Origin of the sequence: Micromonospora sp. NPDC048871 (assembly GCF_043198155.1) — a bacterium.
Lineage (GTDB): Bacteria > Actinomycetota > Actinomycetes > Mycobacteriales > Micromonosporaceae > Micromonospora.
Window position 1 is genome coordinate 305,323 of record NZ_JBICUM010000001.1, and the last position, 22,953, is coordinate 328,275.

At 70.3% G+C, this 22,953-nt stretch carries 22 protein-coding genes; 9 read left to right on the forward strand and 13 right to left on the reverse strand.

What is annotated here, in order from left to right; genetic code table 11:
* Positions 1-13 precede the first annotated feature (13 nt).
* A complete protein-coding gene (locus tag ACGFIK_RS01445) occupies positions 14-1,081 on the forward strand; it encodes an NADH:flavin oxidoreductase/NADH oxidase (protein WP_393337152.1) in 1,068 nt (355 codons plus the stop codon).
* Positions 1,082-1,181: 100 nt separating this feature from the next.
* Here the strand turns inward: ACGFIK_RS01445 and ACGFIK_RS01450 are convergent, their stop codons facing one another.
* Positions 1,182-4,802: an ABC transporter ATP-binding protein gene (locus ACGFIK_RS01450; RefSeq protein WP_327022220.1), complete on the reverse strand. Its 3,621-nt coding sequence runs from the start codon at positions 4,800-4,802 to the stop codon at positions 1,182-1,184.
* Positions 4,803-4,932: 130 nt separating this feature from the next.
* The gene (locus ACGFIK_RS01455) at positions 4,933-5,772 is read right to left on the reverse strand and encodes a GNAT family N-acetyltransferase (protein WP_357530292.1); all 840 of its coding nucleotides are present in this window, start codon (positions 5,770-5,772) and stop codon (positions 4,933-4,935) included.
* A 174-nt stretch (positions 5,773-5,946) separates the two neighbouring features.
* Here ACGFIK_RS01455 and ACGFIK_RS01460 point away from each other — a divergent pair, with 174 nt between their 5' ends.
* A complete protein-coding gene (locus ACGFIK_RS01460; RefSeq protein WP_393337156.1) occupies positions 5,947-6,546 on the forward strand; it encodes a PadR family transcriptional regulator in 600 nt (199 codons plus the stop codon).
* Positions 6,547-6,685: 139 nt separating this feature from the next.
* Here the strand turns inward: ACGFIK_RS01460 and ispG are convergent, their stop codons facing one another.
* From ispG to ACGFIK_RS01480, 4 genes are all read right to left on the reverse strand, one after another.
* Positions 6,686-7,858 carry a flavodoxin-dependent (E)-4-hydroxy-3-methylbut-2-enyl-diphosphate synthase gene (gene ispG, locus ACGFIK_RS01465; protein ID WP_327022222.1) on the reverse strand — a complete coding sequence of 391 codons (1,173 nt, stop codon included), beginning with the start codon at positions 7,856-7,858 and terminating at the stop codon, positions 6,686-6,688.
* A 9-nt stretch (positions 7,859-7,867) separates the two neighbouring features.
* Positions 7,868-9,118 (reverse strand): site-2 protease family protein, encoded by a 1,251-nt coding sequence (locus ACGFIK_RS01470; RefSeq protein WP_357530294.1) that lies wholly within the window; start codon positions 9,116-9,118, stop codon positions 7,868-7,870.
* A complete protein-coding gene (gene dxr, locus ACGFIK_RS01475) occupies positions 9,118-10,329 on the reverse strand; it encodes a 1-deoxy-D-xylulose-5-phosphate reductoisomerase (protein ID WP_327022224.1) in 1,212 nt (403 codons plus the stop codon). Before dxr ends, ACGFIK_RS01470 begins: the two co-directional genes overlap by 1 nt.
* A gap of 98 nt (positions 10,330-10,427) precedes the next feature.
* Entirely contained in the window at positions 10,428-11,093 is a 666-nt protein-coding gene (locus tag ACGFIK_RS01480; protein ID WP_327022225.1) for a Uma2 family endonuclease, read from the reverse strand.
* Between the two features lie 208 nt (positions 11,094-11,301).
* Between ACGFIK_RS01480 and ACGFIK_RS01485 the strand changes: the two genes are divergently transcribed.
* A complete protein-coding gene (locus ACGFIK_RS01485; RefSeq protein WP_327022226.1) occupies positions 11,302-11,550 on the forward strand; it encodes a hypothetical protein in 249 nt (82 codons plus the stop codon).
* A gap of 2 nt (positions 11,551-11,552) precedes the next feature.
* Positions 11,553-11,681, forward strand: coding sequence for a hypothetical protein (locus ACGFIK_RS01490; RefSeq protein ID WP_327022227.1), 129 nt, complete (start codon positions 11,553-11,555; stop codon positions 11,679-11,681).
* Between the two features lie 113 nt (positions 11,682-11,794).
* On the opposite strand, the gene ACGFIK_RS01495 is transcribed toward ACGFIK_RS01490, so the two are convergent.
* Both ACGFIK_RS01495 and ACGFIK_RS01500 read right to left on the reverse strand, forming a co-directional pair.
* Positions 11,795-11,977 carry a DUF397 domain-containing protein gene (locus tag ACGFIK_RS01495; RefSeq protein ID WP_327027229.1) on the reverse strand — a complete coding sequence of 61 codons (183 nt, stop codon included), beginning with the start codon at positions 11,975-11,977 and terminating at the stop codon, positions 11,795-11,797.
* Between the two features lie 4 nt (positions 11,978-11,981).
* On the reverse strand, positions 11,982-12,863 hold the full coding sequence (locus tag ACGFIK_RS01500) for a helix-turn-helix transcriptional regulator (protein ID WP_327022228.1): 882 nt from the start codon (positions 12,861-12,863) through the stop codon (positions 11,982-11,984).
* A 202-nt stretch (positions 12,864-13,065) separates the two neighbouring features.
* Here ACGFIK_RS01500 and ACGFIK_RS01505 point away from each other — a divergent pair, with 202 nt between their 5' ends.
* Genes ACGFIK_RS01505 through ACGFIK_RS01515 form a run of 3 tightly spaced genes read left to right on the forward strand, consistent with a single transcriptional unit; the run spans position 13,066 to position 13,831 of the window.
* Positions 13,066-13,320 carry a hypothetical protein gene (locus ACGFIK_RS01505; RefSeq protein WP_327022229.1) on the forward strand — a complete coding sequence of 85 codons (255 nt, stop codon included), beginning with the start codon at positions 13,066-13,068 and terminating at the stop codon, positions 13,318-13,320.
* Positions 13,317-13,559 carry a DivIVA domain-containing protein gene (locus ACGFIK_RS01510; RefSeq protein WP_327022230.1) on the forward strand — a complete coding sequence of 81 codons (243 nt, stop codon included), beginning with the start codon at positions 13,317-13,319 and terminating at the stop codon, positions 13,557-13,559. The genes ACGFIK_RS01505 and ACGFIK_RS01510 overlap by 4 nt, the downstream gene beginning before the upstream one ends.
* The gene (locus ACGFIK_RS01515; protein ID WP_357530300.1) at positions 13,559-13,831 is read left to right on the forward strand and encodes a hypothetical protein; all 273 of its coding nucleotides are present in this window, start codon (positions 13,559-13,561) and stop codon (positions 13,829-13,831) included. Before ACGFIK_RS01510 ends, ACGFIK_RS01515 begins: the two co-directional genes overlap by 1 nt.
* Here ACGFIK_RS01515 and ACGFIK_RS01520 read toward each other — a convergent pair.
* The 5 genes from ACGFIK_RS01520 to ACGFIK_RS01540 all read right to left on the reverse strand — a co-directional run bounded on the left by ACGFIK_RS01520 (position 13,770) and on the right by ACGFIK_RS01540 (position 20,321).
* On the reverse strand, positions 13,770-14,453 hold the full coding sequence (locus ACGFIK_RS01520; RefSeq protein ID WP_327022231.1) for an endonuclease V: 684 nt from the start codon (positions 14,451-14,453) through the stop codon (positions 13,770-13,772). The two genes, ACGFIK_RS01515 and ACGFIK_RS01520, sit on opposite strands and share 62 nt — an antisense overlap.
* Positions 14,454-14,512: 59 nt before the next feature.
* Positions 14,513-15,061 carry a GNAT family N-acetyltransferase gene (locus ACGFIK_RS01525; RefSeq protein ID WP_327022232.1) on the reverse strand — a complete coding sequence of 183 codons (549 nt, stop codon included), beginning with the start codon at positions 15,059-15,061 and terminating at the stop codon, positions 14,513-14,515.
* 78 nt (positions 15,062-15,139) lie between these two features.
* Positions 15,140-16,804 (reverse strand): hypothetical protein, encoded by a 1,665-nt coding sequence (locus ACGFIK_RS01530; protein ID WP_327022233.1) that lies wholly within the window; start codon positions 16,802-16,804, stop codon positions 15,140-15,142.
* A 293-nt stretch (positions 16,805-17,097) separates the two neighbouring features.
* Complete coding sequence (locus ACGFIK_RS01535; protein ID WP_393337165.1) at positions 17,098-19,662, reverse strand: M14 family metallopeptidase; 2,565 nt, start codon at positions 19,660-19,662, stop codon at positions 17,098-17,100.
* Positions 19,663-19,778: 116 nt separating this feature from the next.
* Positions 19,779-20,321, reverse strand: coding sequence for a GNAT family N-acetyltransferase (locus ACGFIK_RS01540; RefSeq protein WP_327022235.1), 543 nt, complete (start codon positions 20,319-20,321; stop codon positions 19,779-19,781).
* An 88-nt stretch (positions 20,322-20,409) separates the two neighbouring features.
* Between ACGFIK_RS01540 and ACGFIK_RS01545 the strand changes: the two genes are divergently transcribed.
* Positions 20,410-21,246, forward strand: a complete 837-nt coding sequence (locus tag ACGFIK_RS01545) for a YhjD/YihY/BrkB family envelope integrity protein (protein ID WP_327022236.1) — start codon at positions 20,410-20,412, stop codon at positions 21,244-21,246.
* 110 nt (positions 21,247-21,356) lie between these two features.
* Positions 21,357-22,940, forward strand: coding sequence for an NAD(P)/FAD-dependent oxidoreductase (locus tag ACGFIK_RS01550; protein ID WP_327022237.1), 1,584 nt, complete (start codon positions 21,357-21,359; stop codon positions 22,938-22,940).
* The last annotated feature ends 13 nt before the right edge of the window (positions 22,941-22,953 follow it).

Sequence of the window (22,953 nt, forward strand, 5' to 3'; positions counted from 1 at the left end):
AGAGGATGGGCTGATGAGTGCGTTGTTCACACCCCTGACCCTGCGCGCGGTGACCCTGCCCAACCGGATCGCCCTGGCACCCATGTGCCAGTACAGTGCCGGTCCCGACGGCCTGCCCCACGACTGGCACCTGGTGCACCTGGGCACCCGGGCGGTCGGTGGGGCCGGCCTGGTGATGACCGAGGCGACCGCGGTGCTGCCGGAGGGACGGATCAGCCCGCAGGACACCGGGATCTGGTCCGACCGACAGGTCGACGCCTGGCGTCCGGTGACCCGGTTCGTGGCCGCCCACGGGGCGGTGCCGGTCGTGCAACTGGCGCACGCCGGTTTCAAGGCCTCCACCTACCGGCCCGGGGATCCGCGCCGAGGTGGGGTACCGGACGCCGAGGGCGGATGGACTCCGATGGGGCCCACCGAGGAGCCCTTCCTGCCGGAGTACCGGGTGCCGACCGCCCTGGACGAGGCCGGCATCGCCGCCGTGGTGCGGGCCTTCGCGGTGGCGGCCGACCGGGCGGTGGCCGCGGGCTTCGCCGCCGTGGAGGTGCACGCCGCGCACGGCTACCTGCTGCACGAGTTCCTGTCGCCGTTGACCAATCACCGCACCGACGGCTGGGGTGGGGACCGGGCCGGGCGGATGCGGCTGACCCTGGAGGTCACCCGGGCGGTCCGGGCCGCCGTCGGCGAGGACCTGCCGGTGCTGGTACGGATCTCGGCCACCGACTGGGTGGCGGGCGGCTGGACCGTGGACGACAGCGTGGCGCTCGCCACCGAGTTGGCCGCCGCCGGAGTGGACCTGGTCGACTGTTCCTCCGGCGGTGCCTCGCCGGACGCCAGCATCCCGGTCGGCCGGGGCTACCAGGTGCCGCTGGCCGCCCAGGTCCGCCGGGAGGCCCAGGTGCCCACCGGAGCGGTCGGCCTGATCGTCGAGCCGGAGCAGGCCGAGGCGATCATCGCCGAGGGTGCGGCCGACCTGGTGCTGCTCGGTCGGGAACTGCTGCGCAACCCGTACTGGCCGCACCAGGCCGCCGCCAAGCTGGGCGCCGAGGCCGCCTGGCCCCGGCAGTACCTGCGGGCGGTCTGAGCACGAGAGGCCGTACCTGCGGGCGGTCTCAGGGCGACAGGGCCGGGCCCGGCAGGCGGTCTCAGGGCGGGAGCCGGGCCCGGCCGTGCTGCCGCCGGGCTCAGCCGGCCAGGTGCCCCCAACGTTGTTCCAGGTCGCGCCACGGGCCCTGGGCCGCCACCGTGCCGCCGATCAGCACCAGCACATGGTCGGCCCGCACCAGGGCGGCCCGCTTCGAGGTGGAACCCACGACGGTCACCCCGTGCTCGCGCAGGGCCTGCCACAGGTCCAGTTCCGTGGTGACGTCCAGGGCGCTGGAGATGTCGTCGGCGATCAGCAGTTCGGTACGCGGTGCCAACGCCCGAGCCAGGGCCAGGCGCTGGAGTTGCCCGCCGGAGAGCCGGGTGCCCTTGTGCCCGATGAGCAGCCCCAGCCCGCTGCCGGTGGCCGCCAGGTCGTGTTCCAGTTGAGCGGTGGTCACGGCGTGCTCGGGGTCGACCGGATGCCCCAGGGTGATGTTGTCGGCGACCGTGCCGGAGAGCACCCGGGGCACCTGGCCGACATAACCGACCTGGTTGGGGCGCAGGAACACCTCCGGCTCGGTGACCGGATCCCCGTTCCAGGTCAACTGCCCGATGTGCGGGGCGATCCCGGCCAGGGCCCGCAGCAGGGAGGACTTGCCCGAGCCGACCGGTCCGACGACCAGCACGAGTTGACCACGCGCCACGGTCAGGTCGACATCGCGTACCGCCACGGTGCCGTCGGTGTGCCGTACCCCGAAGCCGGTCAACTCCAGCCGACGCAGCGGGGTACGCGGTGCCTGCGGTGGGGCCGGGGCGGTGCCCGCCGTGAGATCGACCCCGGGAATCCCCGCTGAGTACGCCTCGACCCCGGCCATCTCGATCGTCCGGCGGGTCCACACCCGGGCTGACGGCACCTGGGAGACCAGGGATGCGGTGGTCCACGCGAACCAGCGCGCCGCGCCCAGGGTGGCGACCGCGACCAGCGCCGCTCCGGAGGAGATGCTCCCGGCCAGGTACAGCGCCCAGACCCCGATCGGCAGCAGGCCGCTGGCCAGTGCCGGAGTGGATCTGGCCCACACCTGCACGGCGATCTCCCGGCGTTGCCGGTCGCTGCGTACCGTGTCGAGGTCGGCCAGGTGGGTCAGCACCGGACGGGTGGCCCCGGCCAGCTTGATCGTCCGGGCCGCCGACAGGCTGGACACCAGGGCGGTGGCGAAGGCCGCCCGCGCGGCCACGGTGTCGCGGGCCGCCCGCTCCAGTCGCGGCCCGAACCCGGTGGCGGCCAGCCCGGACAGCACCATCGTGCCGAGGAAGAACAGCCCCGGCACCACGCTGCCGGTGACCAGGGTCATCACGGTCAGCAGGATCACCGCTACGGTCTGGTCCAGCATGTTGTCGGCCAGTTGGACGACCCGTTCGGTGTCACCGCCCTGGGCCACCACCTCGGCCGGGGTGTGTCGGCTGATCCGGCGCGGACCGGTCTGACCGTGCACCAGGCGGGCGCTGATCCGCAGCATCTGCCGCACGAACCAGGCCGGGAACCACAGGTGGGTCCAGTAGTTGGTCGGGATGGCGACGATCAGGCCGACCGCGATGCCCAACGCGGGCAGCCAGGGGTCCCCGGTGCCGTCGACCACGTCGGCCCAGAGCCAGGCCAGGATCGGGCCGTCCAGGCCGAGAATGGCCAGTACGGCGAAGACCCCGATGACGGCCACCCCGTAACGGGGATCGTTGAGGCAGAGGCGCAGGACCTCCCGCAGGGTCTGGGTCCGGGAGGCCGGTCGCCGGTCGACACCCGACCCGGTCGTACCCCCGTCGACCTGGTCCCCCGCGACCGGCGCGATCGGTTCGGCTGTCAGGGTCGGCCCCGGATCGTCGGCGGAGCGCTCGACTCCCGGGGCCGACGGCCCGGCACCACCGGAGGGTGCCGGAGTGAGCACCCGGCCCGCCGACTCCGTCGCCACGGCCCCGACCAGTGCCGGTTCCCCGAGCACCCGAGCGGCATCGGCTTCGGCTTCGCCGAGCAGGGCGGCGGCGTCGCCGTACCCGTCCGTATTGCTGGCGGCCAGCAGTTCGGCGAAGCGGCGGGAGCTGGCCAGCGGGGCGGCCTCCACCACCGCGCCGTCGGCCAGCACCACCACCTCGTCGCACTCCCGTACGGAGGAGAGCCGGTGGGCGATGACGATGCCGATCCGGTCCCGCAGCAGCCGCGCGGTGGCCTGCTGCACCCGGGCCTCGGTGACCGGGTCCAGTCGGGCGGTGGCCTCGTCGAGGATCACCACATGGGGGTCGCGGACCAGGATGCGGGCGAAGGCGACCAGTTGTTCCTGCCCGGCGGACAGCACATGCCCACCCTCACCGAGCCGGGTGTCCAGGCCGGCGGGCAGTTCGGCGATCCACCCGGCCAGGCCCAACTCGTGCAGGGCCCGCCCGGCGGCGTCGAGCAGTTCCGGGTCGAACAGGGCCACGTTCTCGGCGAGGGTGCCGGCCAGGATCTCGGTGCGCTGCGGCACCACCGCTATCCACCGGCGAAGCTGTTCCACATCCAGGTCGAGCACGTCCCGCCCGCCGAGCAGCACCGTGCCCGGTGGCACCTCGACCGCCCGGGTCAGCACCTTGGCCAATGTCGACTTGCCCGAACCGGTCCGCCCGACCAGCGCGTACGACCGGCCCCGGGTGAAGGTCAGGTCGATGTCGCGCAGGGCCGGGCCCCGGCCGGTGTCCGCCCCGGCCGGATAGTGGAAGGTCAGGTCGCGGATGGTCAGGTCCCCGTCGACCGGAGGGTCGCCGCCGGTGGGCTCCTGTTCGGCGTTCTGGAGCAGCTGCACCCGTCCCCAGGCGCCCAGGGCGTACTGCACCTCGGGCACCATCCGGCTGACGTGTTCGACAGTCATGCCCAGGGAGAGGGCCAGCAGCCAGATCGCCGTCAGCCGGGCGGCATCCACCCGGCCGGTGCTCAGCGCCCACACCCCGCCCAGCACCACCAGGGCGATGCCGACCCGGGTGACCCCGGCGGCGATCGTGTTCACCTGGGCACCCATCCGCCAGACCAGCAGGCCCCGGCGGAGCACCTCGGAGGCCCGGCGGGCGTACAGGCGCAGCACGTACGGGCGGGCCAGGGTGGTGCGTACGTCGTCCTGGCCGTGGATGGACTCCTCCATCACCGCCGCCAGGTCGGACCAGGCCGCCTCCTCCTTCATCCGGGCCGGGGCGATCCGGCTCGCGGGACGCCGCAGGGTGACCGCCAGCAGGATGGTCAGCAGCAGCATGCCGAGCCCGGCCGGCCACCAGACGGTCAGCCCGACCACTGTGGAGACCAGGCCCACCGCCAGCGCCTGGGCCAACCGGATGCCGGGGCCGCGTACCCCGGAGGCCACGTCGTAGACGTCACCGTCGATGCGGTCGAGCATCTCGCCCACCGGGGTGGTCTCCAGGGCGGGCACGGGTTGCCCCAGCGCCACCCGACACAGCCGACGCCGCAGGTCGGCGGACCAGTCGGCGGTCACCCCGGCCATCACCAGGCTGACCACCAGGTCGCTGAGGACGGCGACCACCAGGGCGATCGACAGCACCAGGAAGAAGCCGACGGACCGGTTCACCAGCACCGGCCCGGCCAGCGCGGCCGTGACCGCCTGACCGATGCCGCCGAGCACGATCAGGACGACCACCAGGGTCATCCGGCGGGGAGAGGTGACCCACAGATCACGAAGCAGTCGCACGGGTCAGGTCCTCCGGTGTGCTGTACGAAGGCTCCAGCCTGCGGTGGGCGACCAGCCGATTCAACCCATTTTTGCGTTATCCGGGCCACCTCACAGCGGCCCAGGTGAGCTGGGCAACTCTCGCCGCGCGTCAGAACAACACGGTGGCCAGGGTGCCGACCGGGCGGAACCCGCACCGCTCGTAGACCCGCCGGGCGGGCTGGTTGAAGTCGTTGACGTACAGGCTGACCGTCGGGGCCACCCGGTGGAGCGCGTCGCGTACCACCGCCGCCATCGCCGCCGTGGCGATGCCCCGGCCGCGCCACTCCGGCGCCACCCAGACCCCCTGGATCTGCGCGGTGTGCCGGGTGACGACCGCGAGTTCGGCCTTGAAGACCACCCGACCGTCGACGAACCGGGCGTACGCCCGATTGGCTCGGATCAGGTCGGTGACCCGGCGGCGGTACCCGCGCCCGGCGTCCTCGGTCAGCGGTGAGACCCCGACCTCCTCGGTGTACATCGCCACCGCCGCCGGGAAGAGCAGGTCTAGTTCGGCACCCCGGACCAGGCGTACGTGCGGGTCGGCCGGGACGGTCGGCAGGGCCTCCGTGACCAGCAACGGCTGGTTGGGGCGTACGTCCCGGGCCGGTCCCCAGGTGTCGCAGAGGCGGTCCCACAACTCCAGCACCGCGTCGGCCCGCCCCACGATGGAGGAGCAGATCCGGTCCTCACCGGCCAGCAGGTCGGCGAAGGCGGCCGTGGCCTGTCGGGTGGCCAGCACCGGGGTCAGGTTGCCGCCCAGCCAGCAGACCGATTCGAGCTGCCGACGGGAGCCGTACCCGAGCACCCGCCCCTCGGCCCGCCACCAGGCCAGCCCACGCGCGGCGACCCGCTCGGCGACCTGCGCTCCCGCGTACGGGTCGAGGTCGAGCAGCCGTTCGACCGCACGACGCTCCGACTCCCCCAGTTGCCGCACCGGCGCCGTCAGCACGGTTACCAGCCTGCCAGATCGGTCCGAGTCGTGTTGGCGGACGGTAACCGTCATGAGCACCCTCGGCAGCACTGCGAGCACGGAACGTCCCCGCTCCTGTCTTCTGAGTTGTCGGCGTTGCGTTGCCGATATATCGTCGATGCATCAGTGATAGTTCAACGAGAGGTGATCCTGATGAGATTCCATCGACGTGGACCCTGGTCAGCCGAGGCTCGGATGCGGGGCTTCGGCTTCCCGCCCGGCTCGGCCTTTCCGCCCTTTCCGCCCTTTCCGCCCGGCTCGCCTGGTCACGGGCACGGGCACGGCCGGGGTGGACGGGGACGTGGCCGGGGACGCCGGCCGAACGTCCGCAACGCCGTGCTGGCCCTGCTGGTGGAGCGGCCGATGCACGGTTACGAGATGATCCAGGAGATCGACTCCCGCACCGGCGGGGCCTGGCGGCCCAGCCCCGGGTCGATCTACCCGACCCTGCAGCTCCTGGAGGACGAGGGGGTCGTCATCGCCACCGAGGAGTCCGGTGGCGGCCGGAAACGGTTCACCCTGACCGAGCAGGGGCGCGCCGAGGCCGAGACGGCGGCTCAGACACCACCCTGGGCGGAGGTCGCCGAGGACACCGTCAACAGTTGGCACGACATCCGGCACGCGGGCGCGCAGGCCATGCAGGCCCTCCGGCAGGTGATGCTGACCGGCACCGACGACCAGCGGGAACGCGCCGCCACGGTGCTGGACGAGACCCGCCGCAAGCTGTACGCCATCCTCGCCGAATCCGAGTGACCCGGGAGGTGCTGCACTCCAGGCGCAACATCACCCTCGATGTGGGATCGAGTGGCCTCGTCTCGACGAATAGCCACTCGATCCCACATCGAGCACGATCATGGGGCCCCCGCGGAGCGCGAGGGCATCAGTGGGTGGGTCAGTGGACGCTGACGGTGGCGCCGGGGAGCAGGCCGCGCAGGTCCTCGGGCAGTTCGGCGCCCATCTCGTCGGCCAGCCGTAGCGCCTCCTCGATGAGGGTCTCCACGATCTGCCCCTCGGGCACGGTCTTGATGACCTGGCCCTTGACGAAGATCTGGCCCTTGCCGTTGCCGGAGGCCACCCCCAGGTCGGCCTCACGGGCCTCACCGGGACCGTTGACGACACAGCCCATCACGGCCACCCGCAGCGGCACCGGCAGCCCCTCCAGGCCGGCGGTGACCTCCTCGGCGAGCTTGTAGACGTCCACCTGGGCCCGCCCGCAGGAGGGGCAGGAGACGATCTCCAGGCCGCGCTCACGCAGCCCCAGGGACTCCAGGATCTGGTTGCCGACCTTGATCTCCTCGACCGGCGGCGCGGACAGGGACACCCGGATGGTGTCGCCGATCCCCTCGGCCAGCAGGGCGCCGAAGGCGACCGCCGACTTGATGGTGCCCTGGAAGGCCGGGCCGGCCTCGGTGACCCCCAGGTGCAGGGGGTAGTCGCACTGCGCGGCGAGCTGCCGGTACGCCCGGATCATCACCACGGGGTCGTTGTGCTTGACCGAGATCTTGATGTCCCGGAAGCCGTGCTCCTCGAACAGGGAGCACTCCCACAGCGCCGACTCGACCAGGGCCTCGGCGGTGGCCTTGCCGTACTTGGCGAGCAGCCGCTTGTCCAGGGAACCGGCGTTGACCCCGATCCGGATCGGGGTACCGGCGGCGGAGGCCGCTGCCGCGATCTCCTTGACCTTGTCGTCGAACTGCCGGATGTTGCCCGGGTTGACCCGTACCGCCGCGCAGCCGGCGTCGATCGCGGCGAAGACGTACTTCGGCTGGAAGTGGATGTCGGCGATGACCGGGATCTGCGACTTGCGGGCGATCGCCGGCAGGGCCTCCACGTCGTCCTGGCTGGGCACCGCCACCCGGACGATCTGGCAGCCGGAGGCGGTCAGCTCGGCGATCTGCTGGAGAGTGGCGTTGACGTCGGCGGTCAGGGTGGTGGTCATCGACTGCACGGAGACCGGGGCACCCCCACCGACCGGCACCGAACCGACCATGATCTGGCGACTGGCCCGGCGGGGGGCCAGCGGCGGCGGCGGTACGGCGGGCATACCGAGGCGGACAGCGGTCACTTCAGGCACTCACCTTGGGAAGAGGGTGATCGGGTTGACGACGTCCGCAGTGATCGTGAGCAGGGTGAACACCCCACCGATCAGGATCACCACGTACGTGAAGGGCATCAGTTTGAAGTAGTCGACACGGCCCGGGTCGGGGCGGCGCAGCCGCGCGTACACCCAGGAGCGGGCCCGTTCGAACCAGGCGATGGCGATGTGGCCGCCGTCCAGGGGCAGCAGCGGCAGCAGGTTGAACACCCCGATGAAGAAGTTCAGCGAGATGAACAGCATGATGAAGATTTCCCAGGCGTTGTTGGCGACGGCCTCGCCGCCGAGCACGCTGGCGCCGACCACGCTGATCGGGGTGTCGATGTCACGTTCCCCACCGGTGATGGCGGTCCACAGGGCGGGGACCTTCTCCGGGAGGCGCTGCAGGGCCTGGGCGGTGGCCACCGCCATGTCGCCGATGAAGGTGCTGGTGGCGCCGACGGCCTCCACCGGGCCGTAGGAGACCAGGCCCGGGGTGCTCAGGACCAGGCCGACGCCGAGCGCGGAGACCTCGGTGACCGGGCCCTCCGGGTTGTCGATCGGCGGGCGCTTGGTGGTCGCCAGGGTGGTCTCCGTGGTGGCCGGCTGGCCGTCCCGCTCGTACCCGATGGTGGCGGTGCTGCCCGGGGTGGTGGCCCGCAGGGTGGTCAGCAGCTCGCCGTAGTTGTTGATCGGGGTGCCGTTGATCGAGGTGATCCGATCGCCGTTGCGCAGCCCGGCCGCCCCGGCGGGGCTGGCCGCGTCGCCCGCGGCGCACTCCCGGTAGGTGGTGTCCGGCAGGACACAGTCCTGGATGGCGATCACCGCGGGCTCGGCCCGGATCTGCTGCTCGTCCCGGGGGAAGTCCGGGTTGGGCAGGCCGAAGGTCATCGCCGCCAGCCAGGCCGCGAAGATCGCCAACCCGAAGTGGGTGATCGACCCGGCGGACATAACGATGGTCCGCTTCCACACCGGGTAGCGCCACATGGCCCGCTTCTCGTCACCCGGCTCGACGTCGTCGTCCTGCGGGGTCATGCCGACGATCTTGCAGAAGCCACCGAGGGGGATGCCCTTGAGGCCGTACTCGGTCTCGCCCCGCTTGAAGGAGAAGATCGTCGGACCGAAGCCGACGAAGTAGCGGGTGACCTTCATGCCGAAGGCCTTGGCGGTGAGCATGTGGCCGGCCTCGTGCAGGCTGACCGAAACGAGGATGCCGAGGGCGAACAGCGCCACCCCGAACGCGAACGACATCAAGCTCCTTCCACCGCAGCAGCGATGATCTCCTGCGCGTGCGCGCGGGCCCACGACTCGGCTTCGAGTACGTCCTCGACGGTACCCGGTTCACCGAAATCGGGAGCCCCCTCCAACACCCGCTGTAACGTGTCGACGATGCCGAGGAAGGGCAGTCGCCCGGCGACGAACGCCGCGACGCACTCCTCGTTGGCCGCGTTGTAGATCGCCGGCCGGCAGCGCCCCGCCTCGCCGGCCGCCTTGGCCAGCGCCACCGCCGGGAACGCGGTGTCGTCCAGCGGCGCGAACTCCCAGGTGTGACTCTTGCTCCAGTCCACGGCTCCGGCGGCGTCCGGCACCCGGTCCGGCCAGCCGAGTCCCAGGGCGATCGGCAGCCGCATGTCCGGCGGGCTGGCCTGGGCGATCGTGGACCCGTCGACGAACTCCACCATCGAGTGGATCACCGACTGGGGGTGCACCATCACGGTGATGTCGGCGTACGGCACGTCGAACAGCTCGTGCGCCTCGATCACCTCCAACGCCTTGTTGACCATGGTCGCCGAGTTGATCGTGACCACCGGCCCCATGTTCCAGGTCGGGTGCGCCAGGGCCTGCTCGGGCGTGACGGCTGTCAACTCGTCGCGCCGCCTACCCCGGAACGGCCCACCACTGGCGGTGACGATCAGCCGGCGTACCTCACCCCGGGTGCCGCCGCGCAGGCACTGCGCCAGCGCCGAGTGCTCCGAGTCCACCGGGACGATCTGCTCCGGCCGGGTCACCGCGGCCTTGACCAGCGAGCCGCCGGCCACCAGGGACTCCTTGTTGGCCAACGCGAGGGTACGCCCGGCGCGCAGCGCGGCCAGGGTCGGCGCGAGCCCGAGGGACCCCACCACCCCGTTGAGTACGACGTCACACGGCCACTGCGCCAACTCGGTCATCGCGTCCGGCCCGGCCACGATCTTGGGCAGCTTGAACTCCCCGGAGGCCCAGCCCCGCCGGCTCGCCTCGGCGTAGAAGGCCAACTGAAGATCCTGCGCGGCAGAGGCCTTGGCCACCCCGACCGCCTCGACGCCGAGTTCCAGGGCCTGGGCGGCGAGCAGCCCTACATTGCCGCCACCGGCACCCAGCGCCACCACCCGGAACCGGTCCGGGTTGCGCCGCACGATGTCGATGGCCTGGGTACCGATCGACCCGGTACAACCCAACAGCACAAGATCACGGGGGGAACTCACGCCGCCATTCTTCCCCACGCCCGCTGGGCGAGAAGGAAGGGCACCTTATTAACGCCTGCGGTAGAGGAAGGGCCCCTTGTTAACCGGAGGAGCTACCGTCAGCTCTCCTCGCTCGGAGGGTTCTCCTCTTCCAACGGAGCTTCCTCGCCGAGCAGGTCAGCCGGATCGATCGAGAACTCGAACGGCTCCCGCATCACGAAGGTATTTCCGGCCGCAGCGGCGGCCACCGGTCGGTACTCGCCGTCGATCAGCTCGAACAGTGCGATGGTGGGGACTCGGTTACGCAGGTCGACCCGGAGGAAGAAGGGTACGCCGGCCGTACCGTACTCGCGGGGACGATCGATGATGTCCTTACGCCGATTGCCGGGCGACACGACCTCACCGAGCAGAACGGCATGCCTGATGTCCATGGTCGTGCGCCCCCCTCCGGGAACGCGCAGCACGACGAGGTCGGGGATGAACAGATCCTGCCCGGAGACGACGTTCGCCTCCGCGTAGAGCCACAGCTTGGCCTTCCGGGCAGCCTGCTTCAACAGGTACGCGAGATCAAGCTCGGCATCCTGGTGGTCATATCCGGCGTGGGGTGTCACGATCACGCTTCCGCTCAGGACCTCAACCTTGGGGCCGTTGGTCTCCGGCAACAGGTCGAGGGCGAGCTGAGCGGTCCACGGCTCGTCGTGCCACCGCAGCACGTCGAACGACGGCCCGGCGGGCCGGTCATCGGCGTCCGGCGCGGGTTCGGGCGCGTACGCGGCCTGGGCCATCCGGGCTCACCCCCTCAGCGGAACATCTTGCTCAACTCAGCCTAGCCAGCACAGCCCGCAGCGCACGCCATCGCACAACCTGTCCGACGCAGCCGGGCAGAGTGATGTCGACCAAGCCTGTGGCACCCCGCACCTCGGCGGGCTGCGATCGCGGAGCGGCCCGACCAGGCCGTACGCTGGGTCTGCCCGGCCGCCGAAAGGACCACACATGTCTGATCTTGACCACACTCCTGAACAGGCTGCCCGGGAGGCGGGGCTCCGCGAGGTCTCCGAGGCGCTACTCAACATCGAGCAGGCCATCAAACGGACTGAGCGGGCGAAGCGCACCGTCTCCATGACGGTTGGCTGCGATGATCTGGCTCGGATGTTGGATACGGCGGCCCGGAATCTGGAGATTGCTCGCAAGGACCTGTTTCAGGGTGCCTACTTCTCTGCGGATTCGCCTAAGCTCTTTTGACCATGCGCAGTGGTGAGGAGATCCGGGCGGCCCTGATCAAGTTCGTCGGCCGTTGGCAGCACCCCTACGATCCGTTCACCGGACGCGACGGCAGGGCGGTTGCGCAACAGCTCGGTCTTCCGGTCGCCTGACCAGGCCAGACGCCTGGTGCCGAGCCGGTCGGCAGGTCAGCCGCCGACTGTGGGTACGTTTCTTGTCGTTGGGGCAGCAAGAAACGCACCCACAGCTCTCGGTCACGTCGGGCTCAGCCGCGCACGCCGAATCGGCCCTCGCGGGCGGCGGCGACGAACCGGGTCCAGCTCTCGGGGCCGAAGCTCAGCTCCGCGCCCTGCCGATCCTTGCTGTCGCGTACGCCGACGGCATCAGCGAACCCCGCCACCTCCACGCATTCACCGTTGCCGCCGGACCGGGACGACGTGCGCCACATCCCGTCACGCTTCATGGGTCATCTCCTTCGCGATCGCCGTGATCAGCTCACGGGAGTCATCGACATCGAGCGCCCGCTGGCCGAGCGAACGCCAAGCATCCTCGTAGGTCTGGATCTCGTGCGGCTTGTCAAGGTAAACCGCGCCGCACGGACCGTCCATGTAGATCGTGGTCGGCTCCGGCTCCCGCACGTCGGTCGGGAAGTCGAGCATGGTGAAGGTGCCTGTCTCAACCCAGCGGAACAGCCCGGCGGCCAACGGGAGCACCCGGATCTTGATGTTGTGCTGTCGACCCGCCACCATCAGCGCGTCGAGTTGCCGGGCCATGGCTGACAGGTCACGCAGCGGCCGACGCAGCACCGCCTCGCTGAGAATCACGTCGTAGTAGGGCGCCCGGGGCACCGCCCGAGCCAACAACCGCTGTCGGCGCAGCCGGACATCCACCCTGGCCTGCTGCTCCGCCGGGGACAGGTCCGGATGGTCCGTCGCGATGACCTCGGCCATGTACTCGACCGTCTGCAACAGGCCGGGAATCAGGTTGCCCTCGTACTTCCGGATTCTGGTCGCGGCGGCCTCCAGGCCGACATAGAGCTTGAACCAGTCCTTGATTACCTCCCCGTAGCTGTGCCACCAGCCGTGTGCCTTGGTTTCCCGGGCCAGGGCACGCATGGTCTGGATGGTCTCCGGGGTCGCGCGATACACCCGGCACATCGCCTCCACGTCGTTCGGGTGCATGGGGACCTGGCCGGTTTCGTACCGCCAAATTCGCGGCGTCGACCATTCCAGTTCCTTCGCGGCCGCGACCACCGTTACATGCGCGTTTTCGCGAAGTTCTCTCAAATATCTGCCGAGTTGCCTACGCGGGACGGTGCTGCCCGAGTCGTCCACGTCATCTCCTCTGCTGTTGTCGCGTAAGGCTCCTCATCCCTTGGTCCGCATTCTTCCGCAAAACATTGCGGAAGACCACGAGTGAAATGAGCATCGTGGATGACCAGCCGATCCCCCTGGCAGGTCACACCGGGGCGGGCGCCCTTCCCCGAATCCTCATCCCGGCGCCCGCCCCGGTGCCGTAATCACGAAAGGGAGGATCATGGAATCGCTCGATGATGTCCTCGGCGACATTCCGCTACCGCCCTACATCACCGCCGAAGACGTGACCTTTGCGCTCCGCGCGATCACCGTGCACGCCGCACAAGAATGGCCCGACGGCCCGCGCTGCCGCAACGACCGGGCACCACATCCCTGCCGACTGCACCGCTGGGGCCGCCGCGTCCTCACCCAACGCGGCCTCACCGACCAGCAGATCACCACGATGCTCGCCGAGCAGGAAGCCGCCCGCCCATGATCTACCTGTCCGGGGAGCGCCCACTCCCCCAGCACGTCCGCGCCGCCAGTTTCGACACCCGGCTACGCGGCCTCGACCCCACCCAGGTGTACGCCTACCTCGACCGGCTCGCCGAGGAGATGGAACGTCTGCACCGCGAACTGACCACCGCCAACACCGAAGCCGAACGCATCCGGCAGGCACTACGACAGTGGCAGTCCCGCCAGGCCGCCCACCGCCACCACCGCCGGGAGTCGTGATGAGTGCAGCCCGCTGGATCATCCACCTGCCCACCACCCTGACCAGCCTCGACCAGGCCACCGCCCTAGCCGTCGCGCTGCGCGACTCACTCGGCCACCTGACGGTCATCGACTTCGGCGAAACCACCCTCAGCGAAGAAGACCACCAAAGCCTGCGTACCCGAATCTGGTGCGACGCCCCACTCGACGAGCCTGGCCGCTGCCACCGCCCTAACGACCACGACGGACCCTGCGGAGGGCTTCGCGGGAGAGGAAGTCGGCTCGGCGGATGACCTCCGGAAGGCGGTAGCGCGGGCTCAGGTCGAGGGTCAGGGTGGTCGCCTGGTCGAGGGTGGTGCGGTGGCCCACCGACACGAACACCGGCTTGACCCCGGTCTGGGTACGCAGCACCCGGCCCAGCACCTCGCCGTCGGCCCGCAGCGGCGACCAGTCGCCCCGGCTCCTGCCCGGCTCGTCGTACCCGGCGACGAAGGGGGTCTTCGCCACCCCGAAGGTCGGCAGCCCGGTGACCACACCCAGGTGACAGGCCAGGCCGAAGCGTCGAGGATGGGCGATGCCGTACCCGTCGCACACCACCAGGTCGGGAGGGGTAGCGAGCCGGTCGAGCGCCGTCAGCAGGATCGGCACCTCGCGAAACGCCAGCAGCCCGGGGACGTACGGAAAGGTCACCTCGCCGGGCACGACGGCCGACTCCACCTCGACGCCGGTGGCCAGGTCGAAGACCACCGCGGCGGCCGTGACACGCGGCGACGATTTGTCGTACGAGACGTCGATGCCAGCCACGAGTCGTGGCGCGGTGGTCAGGTGTTCGTGCAGGTCGAGACGCTGCCGCAACTGCTCCTGGATGCCCTCGGCCGCAGCCACCGAGCCAGGAGCCACCGAGCCAGAAGCCATCGACACAGGAGCCATCGACACAGGGGCCGCGAACGGCTCACCGGGGTCGGGTGGTCGGGTCACGCCGGGCGGGCCAGGACGAAGGTCTCCAACTCCGCGCCGCCGTACCAGTCGCTGCGGCGACCGACGGGTGTCATGCCGAGCCGACGGGCCACCGCCACCGAGGCGGTGTTGCCCGGGGCGACCACCGCGTGGATCAGCGGTGTCCCGGTGGCGAATTCCCGGTCCAGGCAGGCGCGAGCGGCTTCGGTGGCGTACCCGTTGCCCCAGGCCTGCGGGTGCAGGTGCCAGCCCACCTCGATGTCATCGGTGAGCACCTGCTCGTCGCGCCCCGGCAACAGCTTGATCATCACCGTGCCGACCAGCACGCCGGTCTCCCGCACCTCGATCGCCCAGAGGCCGTACCGGTCGCCGTACGCCGCGTGTCGCCGTTGCCACCTCGCCAACAACTCCGCCGCCTGTGTCGGGTCCGTCAACGGGAACCTCGATGCGGCACCGAGCCACTGAGCGATCTCCGGCCGGGAGTAGATCTCGAACAGCCGGGCCAGATCCGCCGGCCCATCGGTCCAGTCCCGCACGAGTAGCCGCTCGGTGGTCACGATCGTCATGAACCATGATCGTAATTACCGCCGACCTGGCCGCAACACCATTTCCTGGCCAGTGCAGAGCGGCCACCACTGGTACGACTAGCCCCCGCCCTGCTCCGCTCCGCCGTCTGTCGCAGGCACCGGCTGGTCGAGGAAACGGGCGCTGTGGCGAATCCCCACCGGAATGCTGAGCAACGCCATACCCGCCGCCAGGAGCACCACGAGTTCGGTGAGCACCTGCTGCTGCGGCCAGTTCGTCAGCAGCCGCAGCAGGTACGGCAGCCAGATCAGTCCACCGGCGAGCAGACCCGCCAGGCAGGACCGCCTGGCCAGGCCCGGCGCCATCCTGCCGACGGCGACGGCGTACACCAGGGCAGCGGCCGGCAGCACCGACAAACCGGAAGCTGCGCCCAGGGTGAAGACCGTTCCCAGGGGATCACCCGAGTTCGTTCCGGTCAGCGCGTACTCCACGAACATGACAAGTCCCGTCAGGCTCATCAGGCCGGCGACGACGACCAGCGCGGCCCGCTGTCGGCCGGCGCGTCGCACCAGCAGGGCGGCGCAGCCGACCAGAGCCACGAAGCTGCCCACGGCTGCCGACACGGGAAGGGCCACCCGCCGACCGGCGATCGCGGTCGCCTCGGTGACGCTCGGGATCGCCGTCGCGGAGGCTTCGATCCGGTAGGTGTCACCGACAGTGGTGCCGAAGCCGATCCGTTCCCAGCGGCCGGCGGAGTCGCGGCGGGCGTAGCCGTCCCGGCCGTTCGCCACCAGCACCACCACCCCGTCGTCGGCCTGGTCCCGCACCAGCAGGGCACGGGACGACAGGTACTCATCGGGGTTCTTCAAGCCGCGCATCCGCAGGCCGAGTCGCGCCCGCGCGTCCTCGTCGACCTGCCAGGCCAGCCGCCAGGTCGCCCCACCGTCCCGGCTATCCTGCACCGCCAACCGACCCGGTACGACCCGGAAGCAGTGCGTGGGCTCTCGTGCCGAGCAGTCCAGCCCGGAGGCTGCGGGCGGGGCCTGCCTACGGAACAGTTCGAGATCGTCACCTTTGAGGGCCGTGAAGGTCAGTCCGTCATCCGGGCTGATGTCCCACCAGTCGGGCTCCCGGTCACCGTGGTAGGCGTTACCGTTCCCGCCGACCACCCCACCGCGCCACTCGTACAGGGCGATCGCGTCGTCGTGCTGCGGGGCGGAGGTGCCCGCGACGCCCAGCCCGGCGATCGGCAACACCACGAGCACCGCGACCATCCGCAGCCAACCGGCAAGGGTCGGCCGGGCCGCCGCGGACCGCCACGTCCACCAGGCGAGCCCCAGCGCCGGCAGAGCCAGCAGATCCGTCAGATCAGCCCGGATCACGGACGGGCCGTTGACCACGCTCCACCACGCCGAGGCCACCGCAGCCCCCGTCGCGGTGGCCTTCACCACCGTGAACCCCACCCCCACCAGCAGGATCGCGCCGACGGCGAGCACCTCGCCCAGCAGACCCGATTCCCCGGTCGTACGCCGGAGGGCAGGTCTGCACCACCCCCACAGTCGAACGGCACCGACCAGCACCAGGGCCAGCAGGGGTGGCGTCATCACCATCCCGGCCACATCACTGAGCTTGCCGGTCAACCAGCCCGGAAAGACCGCCTTCAGCAGATGGTCGTTGACGATCAGCAAGGCGGTGGCCGCCACCGTCACCGGATGGATCAACCAGCGCAGGAAGTTCTCCGCCCAGGCTGCATCAGTCGTGCCCTCCCGCCGGAACCCCGCCATGTTCCACTCCCCCGTGGTCCAGTGAGCTGCCGTCCTCCACAGTCGACTCAGCAGGTAACGGAGCCGTCTCGCCTTCGCCGCGAACTGGCATTTCCAAGGTCGGGGGCGGGGCCACCATCGATCATGCCGCCCACGATCAACCGGGCTGGGGTGGCGCGGACCCTGCTCTCCCGCCGACAGCTCTAAACGAATCTTGGACAGTTCTCGTTAGCGACTAACGGGAACTGTCCAAGATTTACTCTGGCAGTTCCCGCCGACACGGGAGGCCGGCGGGAACTGCCCAGGATGATCGCTTACTGCCAGAGGGCGGCGGCGACCTGCGGGTAGAGGCCCTCGGGGTGGGCCCGGAACAGCGGCTCCGTGCCGAACAGGGTCACGTTCGCCCCCTTCGCCACGCCACTGACCACTACCGCGTGACCGGCGGCGGCCTCCTGGCCACCCCAGTGCCCGGCGAGGAAGAAGCCCTCCGCAGCCAGGCGCTGGTCGACACGTACGCCGTCACCGACGCGGGTGAAGTACTGCGGCGCGTCGACGAAGGCGGTCGGCAGCGCGTTACCCGTGATCGGCGAAGCCGGGTCGTTGACCACCTTCACGATGCCGTTGGCGTCGCTGCGTCCCGCCGCGATGGTCACGTCGAGCAGACCGGCGCGGTCGTTGAACTGCTTGCCGCTGGACCCGCGCCCGACGATGGTGCCGCCGTTCGCCAGCCACTGGTTGAAGGCGGCGGCCTGGGTGGCGTTGAGGCTCAGCGGGTTGAACGACGTCGTCGAGACGAAGAAGGCGTCGAAGTCGGCGAAGGACAGGGTGCCGTTGTTGAAGGCGGTGTGGGTCACCGAGATCGGCTCGAAGCCCATCTGCTGCAGGGCGAAGATCTCACCACCGTTGGCCGCGACACCCAGGCGGGTCTTCGACACTCCGGTGGTGTTGCGGACCTGCGGCGGGGTCATCCGGATGAACTCCACCCCGTACGCCTCGGCGACCTGACGGACCACGGACAGGTCACCGGGCACCACGAAGGTGCCGTCGGCGGTCCGGGACAGCCGTACCCCGTCGTTGAGCAGCTTGTTGACGGCCTGGATGCCGGCCACGGAGTCGACGACCAGCCCGTAGTGGGACTGCTTGCCCGGCGGCACGGAACCGGTGGCGTGGGCCTCGGTCACCGGACGCAGCGCCTTGTCGTCCAGCTTGATGTTGCCGTCCACCTGCTGCACGGTGGCGCCCCACAGGTGACCGTGACTCCAGGCCGAGATGTCGTACATCGCGTTGAAGTCGTTGGTCACGTCCCGCCCGACCCCGAGCAGGGTGCTGGCCAGTCCCCGCTTGGCCTGACGCATGTCGACGACGTAGGTGCCGGCCTCGTAGTGCGTACGGCCCAGCTTGAACGGCCGACTGGCGCGCTGCACCTCAAGGTCGTTGTCGAGCATGAACTGCACCAGCCGGGCCGCCGCAGTGGCGCTGCGCTGGTCCTTACCGGCCGGGATGACGTACGCCCGGGCGAAGTCCTGCAGGTGGGTCTTGATGTTGTCGCCGCGGGCCAGGGAGATGGCCAGCGGGTCGTCGATCGGCCGGGTCGACTCACCGTCCACCCCACGGCGGAACCACTCCAGCTGGTTGGCGAGCAGCTCCTCGCGGTTCTGGGTGGCGTACTCGAAGTTGCCCCGGATGGTGGCGGCGGCAACGGCGGTGTTGATCCGGGTGCGCTCGTGGCGCTCGGCGACCGTCAGGTTGCCCCGGGGGTTCAGCGGCACCTCGATGGTGTGGCCGATGGCGCCGTGGTACATCGCGTACATCGGGGTGAAGATCGGCGGCCAGTCGTCCCAGCCCTGGGTGCGGTCCCGGAACGGAATGTCGTTGCGCCGGGTGCCGTCGGAGTTGGTGCAGCTGGCCCGGTTCTCCCCGGTGGCCAGCACGGCCCGCTCCATGGACAGGGCGTTGCGCAGGGCGTGCTTGATGTACAGGTCGTACTCGTAGTTGTCACCGTGCGGACCGGTGGTCGGCTCGATCAGGGTGCAGTTGACGTACCCGTGGATGTCCAACATGGTCAACGGGCTGTAGCGGACCAGCTGGGCCCGCACCGCGCGGACCTCCGGCTGCGAGGCCGTGATGTAGTCACGGTTCATGTCGAAGCCGTTGGCGTTGGCCCGGGTAGCGGCCACCCGCCCATCCGGGTTGTTGGTGACCACGAAGGCGAAGACGTGCTTGTTGAGCATGTCCACGATCGCCGGGTCGGAGGAGAAGGCCAGGTCCTGCAGGATCTGGAGGCTGGCGTCGGTGCCTTCCCACTCGTTGCCGTGGATGTTGTTGTTGACGAACAGCGGGGTGCGCCAGTTGGCGTACCCACCGGCGGCCAGCTTGGCCTGGGCCGCGTGCGGGTCGCTGATCCGCAGGTCCGACAGCTGCTGCCAGGTCTTCCACTGGGCGTCGCTCATCGGTGCGGTGGCCACCACCAGGTGCAGGTCCCGGCCGAGCACGGACTGGCCGATCACCTCCACGTTGATCCGGTTGCTGCGCTGCAGGTTGCGCAGGGCAGCCGGGATGTCGTGGTACGGGATGAGGTTGAGCGGGATCGACGCGTCGGTCAGCTCCACCGGCACGTCGGCGATGACATCGTTACGCGGTTTGCCGGGCAGTTTCGCCGATGCGGCCGGCTGGCTGGGCTTCCGGCCGGGAGCGTCGGCGGAGCGTCCGCGCTTGCCAGGCCCGACGCCGAAGGGCAGTTCGGTGTCGGACTGGCCGCGCGGCGAGGCAGCGGCCGGGCCGCGCTCTCCCGGGTCAGGGGGTGCTGCCACGGCGGCGGATGCCGGTCCGATCAGGAGCGTCGCGGCGAGCAGGGCCATCAATGGTCGTCGTACAGCCACGCAGATACCTCGCTTCGAGGAGGGGGCAGGTGGCGACTCTTGATCGCCAACGCCGTTGAATGGCTGTTCTACCAGCGACGACAGCTCAAGTCGATAGCCTGAGGGGTGCTGGTTACCTACTCAGCGGTCAGGAGGAAGGTCTCCACCTCGGTGCCGCCGTACCAGTCGGAGCGTCGGCCCACATAGGTCATGCCGAGTCGTCGACAGACCGCCATGGATCGCTCGTTGCCCGGCATGACCACCGCGTACACCTGGGGGTTGCCGGTGGCGAACTCGCGGGCCAGCACGGCCCGGGCCGCCTCGGTGGCGTAGCCGTAACCCCAGGAGTCGGGGTGCAGATGCCACCCCACCTCGATGTCCTCGGTCGGGGTATGGCCGTCCGCGCCGGGCAACGGCTTGAGCAGTACGCTGCCCGCCACCTTGCCGGTGTCGCGTACCTCGATCGCCCAGAAGCCGTACCGCCCGTGGTACGGGGCGAAGCGCTGCCGCCAGGTGGCCAGCCGCTCGGCGGCCTGTTCCGGTTCGAGCAGCCGTCCCGCTCCCCCGCCCAGCCAACGCATCACGTCTTCCCGGGAGTAGATCTCGTAGATCCGGGCTAGGTCGGTCGGCGCGTCGGTCCACTCTCGCAGGACCAGCCGGTCGGTGCTGGCTACGGTCATGGCTGGCGATCCTACGTCGCGCCCACCCCCAGAATCGCCGGCCGGGCCGGGAAGCGTGGCCGCAGTCGGTACGGGGAACAGAGGTGTGATGGGTGCAGCATGGCGACGGACGAGGCGGATCACCCAGGCCGCCTTCCGGCCGGTACGCGGACGGGACCTGTCACTGCACGCCGCCGCGATCACCTTCTACGGTGCGATCGCCGTGGTGCCGGTGGCCCTGCTGGCCATCTGGCTGACCAGCCTGCTGGCGGGAGCCGACCAGGTCCGGCGACTCACCGGGTACGCCGTGGAGGCGCTGCCGGACGCGATCGGTGCCCCGCACGCGGTGGCCGCCCTGGTCGAGGCCGGGGTGGGCCTGACCCCGTGGCTGGCCCTGGCCGCGGTGCTGCCCGCCTCGCTGTACGGCGAAGGGCTGCGCCGGGCCTTCGTGTCGGTCGCCGCCCCCCGCTCGGACGAACACCTGGTCGGCTGGCGGGGACGACTGTTGCTGCTGCCCCTGCTCGCGCCGGCCCCGGCGCTGCTGCTGGCCATCCTGCTGGCCCTGCCGACCACCACCGGCCTGGTCCGCCGGGGCGGCTGGGCCGGTGCCCTAGGGGTGGTGCTCTCCTTCCTGGCCGTGTGGCTGGTGCTCACCCCGGTGCTGCTCTGGGTCTTCCGGGTGGTCGGTCCCGCCTCCCCGGACTGGCTCTCCACCCTGCTGGTGGGTTCGTTCACCGCGGCGAACCTCTCCGGCTTCCTGCACGGCTTCGTCCTGTTCGCCTCCCTCCCCCTCGACCTGGGCCTCCCCTTCGGTGGCCTGGACGAGGTAGGCGCCGCCGTAGCCGTCCTCCTCTGGCTCTACCTCTTCCACGTCATAGTCCTGGCCGGCTACTCCGCCACCCTCGCCCTCTCCACCTGGCGCACCCGCCGTGAGGCGCGCCCCTGAGCCCTGTTGATCATGAGGTTGGCGGCACTCTGAAGATCCACAAGTGCCGCCAACCTCATGATCAACGCAGGTCAGGGCAGGGGTGGGGGTGGGGTGGTTAGGGTGGGGGGATGGTGATGCGGGTTGATGTGGTGGTGGTGGGGGCGGGGCACAACGGGTTGGTTTCCGCGATCTTGTTGGCGCGGGCGGGGCTGGATGTGGTGGTGGTTGAGGGTGCTGGGGTGGTGGGTGGGGCTACTCGTACGGAGAACCCGTTTCCCCGGGTGCCGGGGTTGCGGCATTCCACTGGGTCCTACTTGCTGGGGTTGATGCCGCCGGAGTTGTTGGCGGCGCTTGACGTGCGACTGCCGGTGTTGCGGCGGGATCCGCACTATCTTCTGCCTACTCCGGGTGGGGTCGGGTCGCCGTACCTGCTGTTCGGCACGGACGCGGCGGCCACTCGGGCGCAGTTGGCCGAGTTCTTCTCCCCGGCCGATGTGGCCGCCGACGACGCGCTGCAGGCCGAACTGGCCGCGCTGCGAGCCGATCTCGCGCCGGCCTGGCTGGCCGAGCCGCTCGCCGTCGAGGAGACCGCACAGCGCTACGTCCGCCCCGAACTTCAGCAGGTCTTCGTCGACCTGGTGCGTGGTTCGGTCGCCGACTACCTGGCCCGCTTCGAGTTCCGCTCCGAACTGCTGGTCAGCATGTACGCGGTCACCGACGGCCTGTCCGGGCTCAACGCCGGCCCGGACGACCCCGGCACCGGGCACAACTTCCTGGTGCACAACATGTGCCGGCTGCCCGATGCCGACGGCACCTGGATGATCGTCGAGGGCGGCATGGGTACGGTCTCGGGCACCTTCGCCGAGGCGGCCCGTGCGGCCGGTGCCCGGATCCTCACCGGCGCCCCGGTCACCGCGATCACCCTGGACGGCGGTGCCGCCAGCGGGGTGGTGCTCGCCGACGGCCGCGAGATCGCCGCCGAGGTGGTGCTCGGCGCCTGCGACCCGTACCGGCTGATGGAGCTGGTGCCCGACGGGGCGCTGCCGACCGAGCTGACCGAACGGATGACGGCGGTCCGGCGCACCGGCACCACCCTCAAGCTCAACCTGGCCCTGCGCGACCTGCCCCGGTTCTCCTGCCTGCCACCGGAGGCCCCGAGCCCTTTCGGCTCCACCATCCACCTGCTGCCCGGCTCGGCGTCACTGACCGCAGGCGGCGGCGAGTCCCCGATGGCAGCGCTGCGGGCGATGTGGGCCGAGGTGCGGGCCGGACGGCTGCCGGCGGAGCCGACCATCGAGTGGTACCTGCACACCACGGTCGACCCCTCGCTGGCCGACCCAGCCGGGCACCACTCCTCGGCCCTGTTCGTCCAGTCGGTGCCGTACGAGTTGACCGGCACCACCTGGGAGGCGGCGCTGCCCGGGTACGTCGACCAACTGGTGAGCATCTGCGAGCGGTACGCCCCCGGCACCGGTGACCTGATCGCCGATGCGGTGCCGCTGCCCCCGCCCGGCATCGAGGAACATTTCGGTATCACCGGCGGACACATCCACCATGTCGACAACACGGTCTCATTCACCGACCGGATGCCGTACGCCACCGGGGTCGACGGCCTGTACGCGGGCAGCGCCGGTTGTCACCCGGCGGGCAGCGTGATCGGCGCCGCCGGACACAACGCCGCCCGCCGCATCCTCGCCGACCTCGGCCGCTGAACGGCCGGGTGCA

Bases quoted from the DNA above. Each gene is read 5' to 3' on its own strand.
- ACGFIK_RS01445 (WP_393337152.1), top strand. From the start codon at position 14: ATGAGTGCGTTGTTCACACCCCTGACCCTGCGCGCGGTGACCCTGCCC.
- ACGFIK_RS01460 (WP_393337156.1), top strand. From the start codon at position 5,947: ATGAGATTCCATCGACGTGGACCCTGGTCAGCCGAGGCTCGGATGCGG.
- ACGFIK_RS01470 (WP_357530294.1), bottom strand. From the start codon at position 9,118: ATGTCGTTCGCGTTCGGGGTGGCGCTGTTCGCCCTCGGCATCCTCGTT.
- ACGFIK_RS01480 (WP_327022225.1), bottom strand. From the start codon at position 11,093: ATGGCCCAGGCCGCGTACGCGCCCGAACCCGCGCCGGACGCCGATGAC.
- ACGFIK_RS01485 (WP_327022226.1), top strand. From the start codon at position 11,302: ATGTCTGATCTTGACCACACTCCTGAACAGGCTGCCCGGGAGGCGGGG.
- ACGFIK_RS01490 (WP_327022227.1), top strand. From the start codon at position 11,553: ATGCGCAGTGGTGAGGAGATCCGGGCGGCCCTGATCAAGTTCGTCGGC.
- ACGFIK_RS01495 (WP_327027229.1), bottom strand. From the start codon at position 11,977: ATGTGGCGCACGTCGTCCCGGTCCGGCGGCAACGGTGAATGCGTGGAG.
- ACGFIK_RS01505 (WP_327022229.1), top strand. From the start codon at position 13,066: ATGGAATCGCTCGATGATGTCCTCGGCGACATTCCGCTACCGCCCTAC.
- ACGFIK_RS01510 (WP_327022230.1), top strand. From the start codon at position 13,317: ATGATCTACCTGTCCGGGGAGCGCCCACTCCCCCAGCACGTCCGCGCC.
- ACGFIK_RS01515 (WP_357530300.1), top strand. From the start codon at position 13,559: ATGAGTGCAGCCCGCTGGATCATCCACCTGCCCACCACCCTGACCAGC.
- ACGFIK_RS01520 (WP_327022231.1), bottom strand. From the start codon at position 14,453: ATGGCTTCTGGCTCGGTGGCTCCTGGCTCGGTGGCTGCGGCCGAGGGC.
- ACGFIK_RS01525 (WP_327022232.1), bottom strand. From the start codon at position 15,061: ATGACGATCGTGACCACCGAGCGGCTACTCGTGCGGGACTGGACCGAT.
- ACGFIK_RS01530 (WP_327022233.1), bottom strand. From the start codon at position 16,804: ATGGCGGGGTTCCGGCGGGAGGGCACGACTGATGCAGCCTGGGCGGAG.
- ACGFIK_RS01540 (WP_327022235.1), bottom strand. From the start codon at position 20,321: ATGACCGTAGCCAGCACCGACCGGCTGGTCCTGCGAGAGTGGACCGAC.
- ACGFIK_RS01545 (WP_327022236.1), top strand. From the start codon at position 20,410: ATGGGTGCAGCATGGCGACGGACGAGGCGGATCACCCAGGCCGCCTTC.
- ACGFIK_RS01550 (WP_327022237.1), top strand. From the start codon at position 21,357: ATGGTGATGCGGGTTGATGTGGTGGTGGTGGGGGCGGGGCACAACGGG.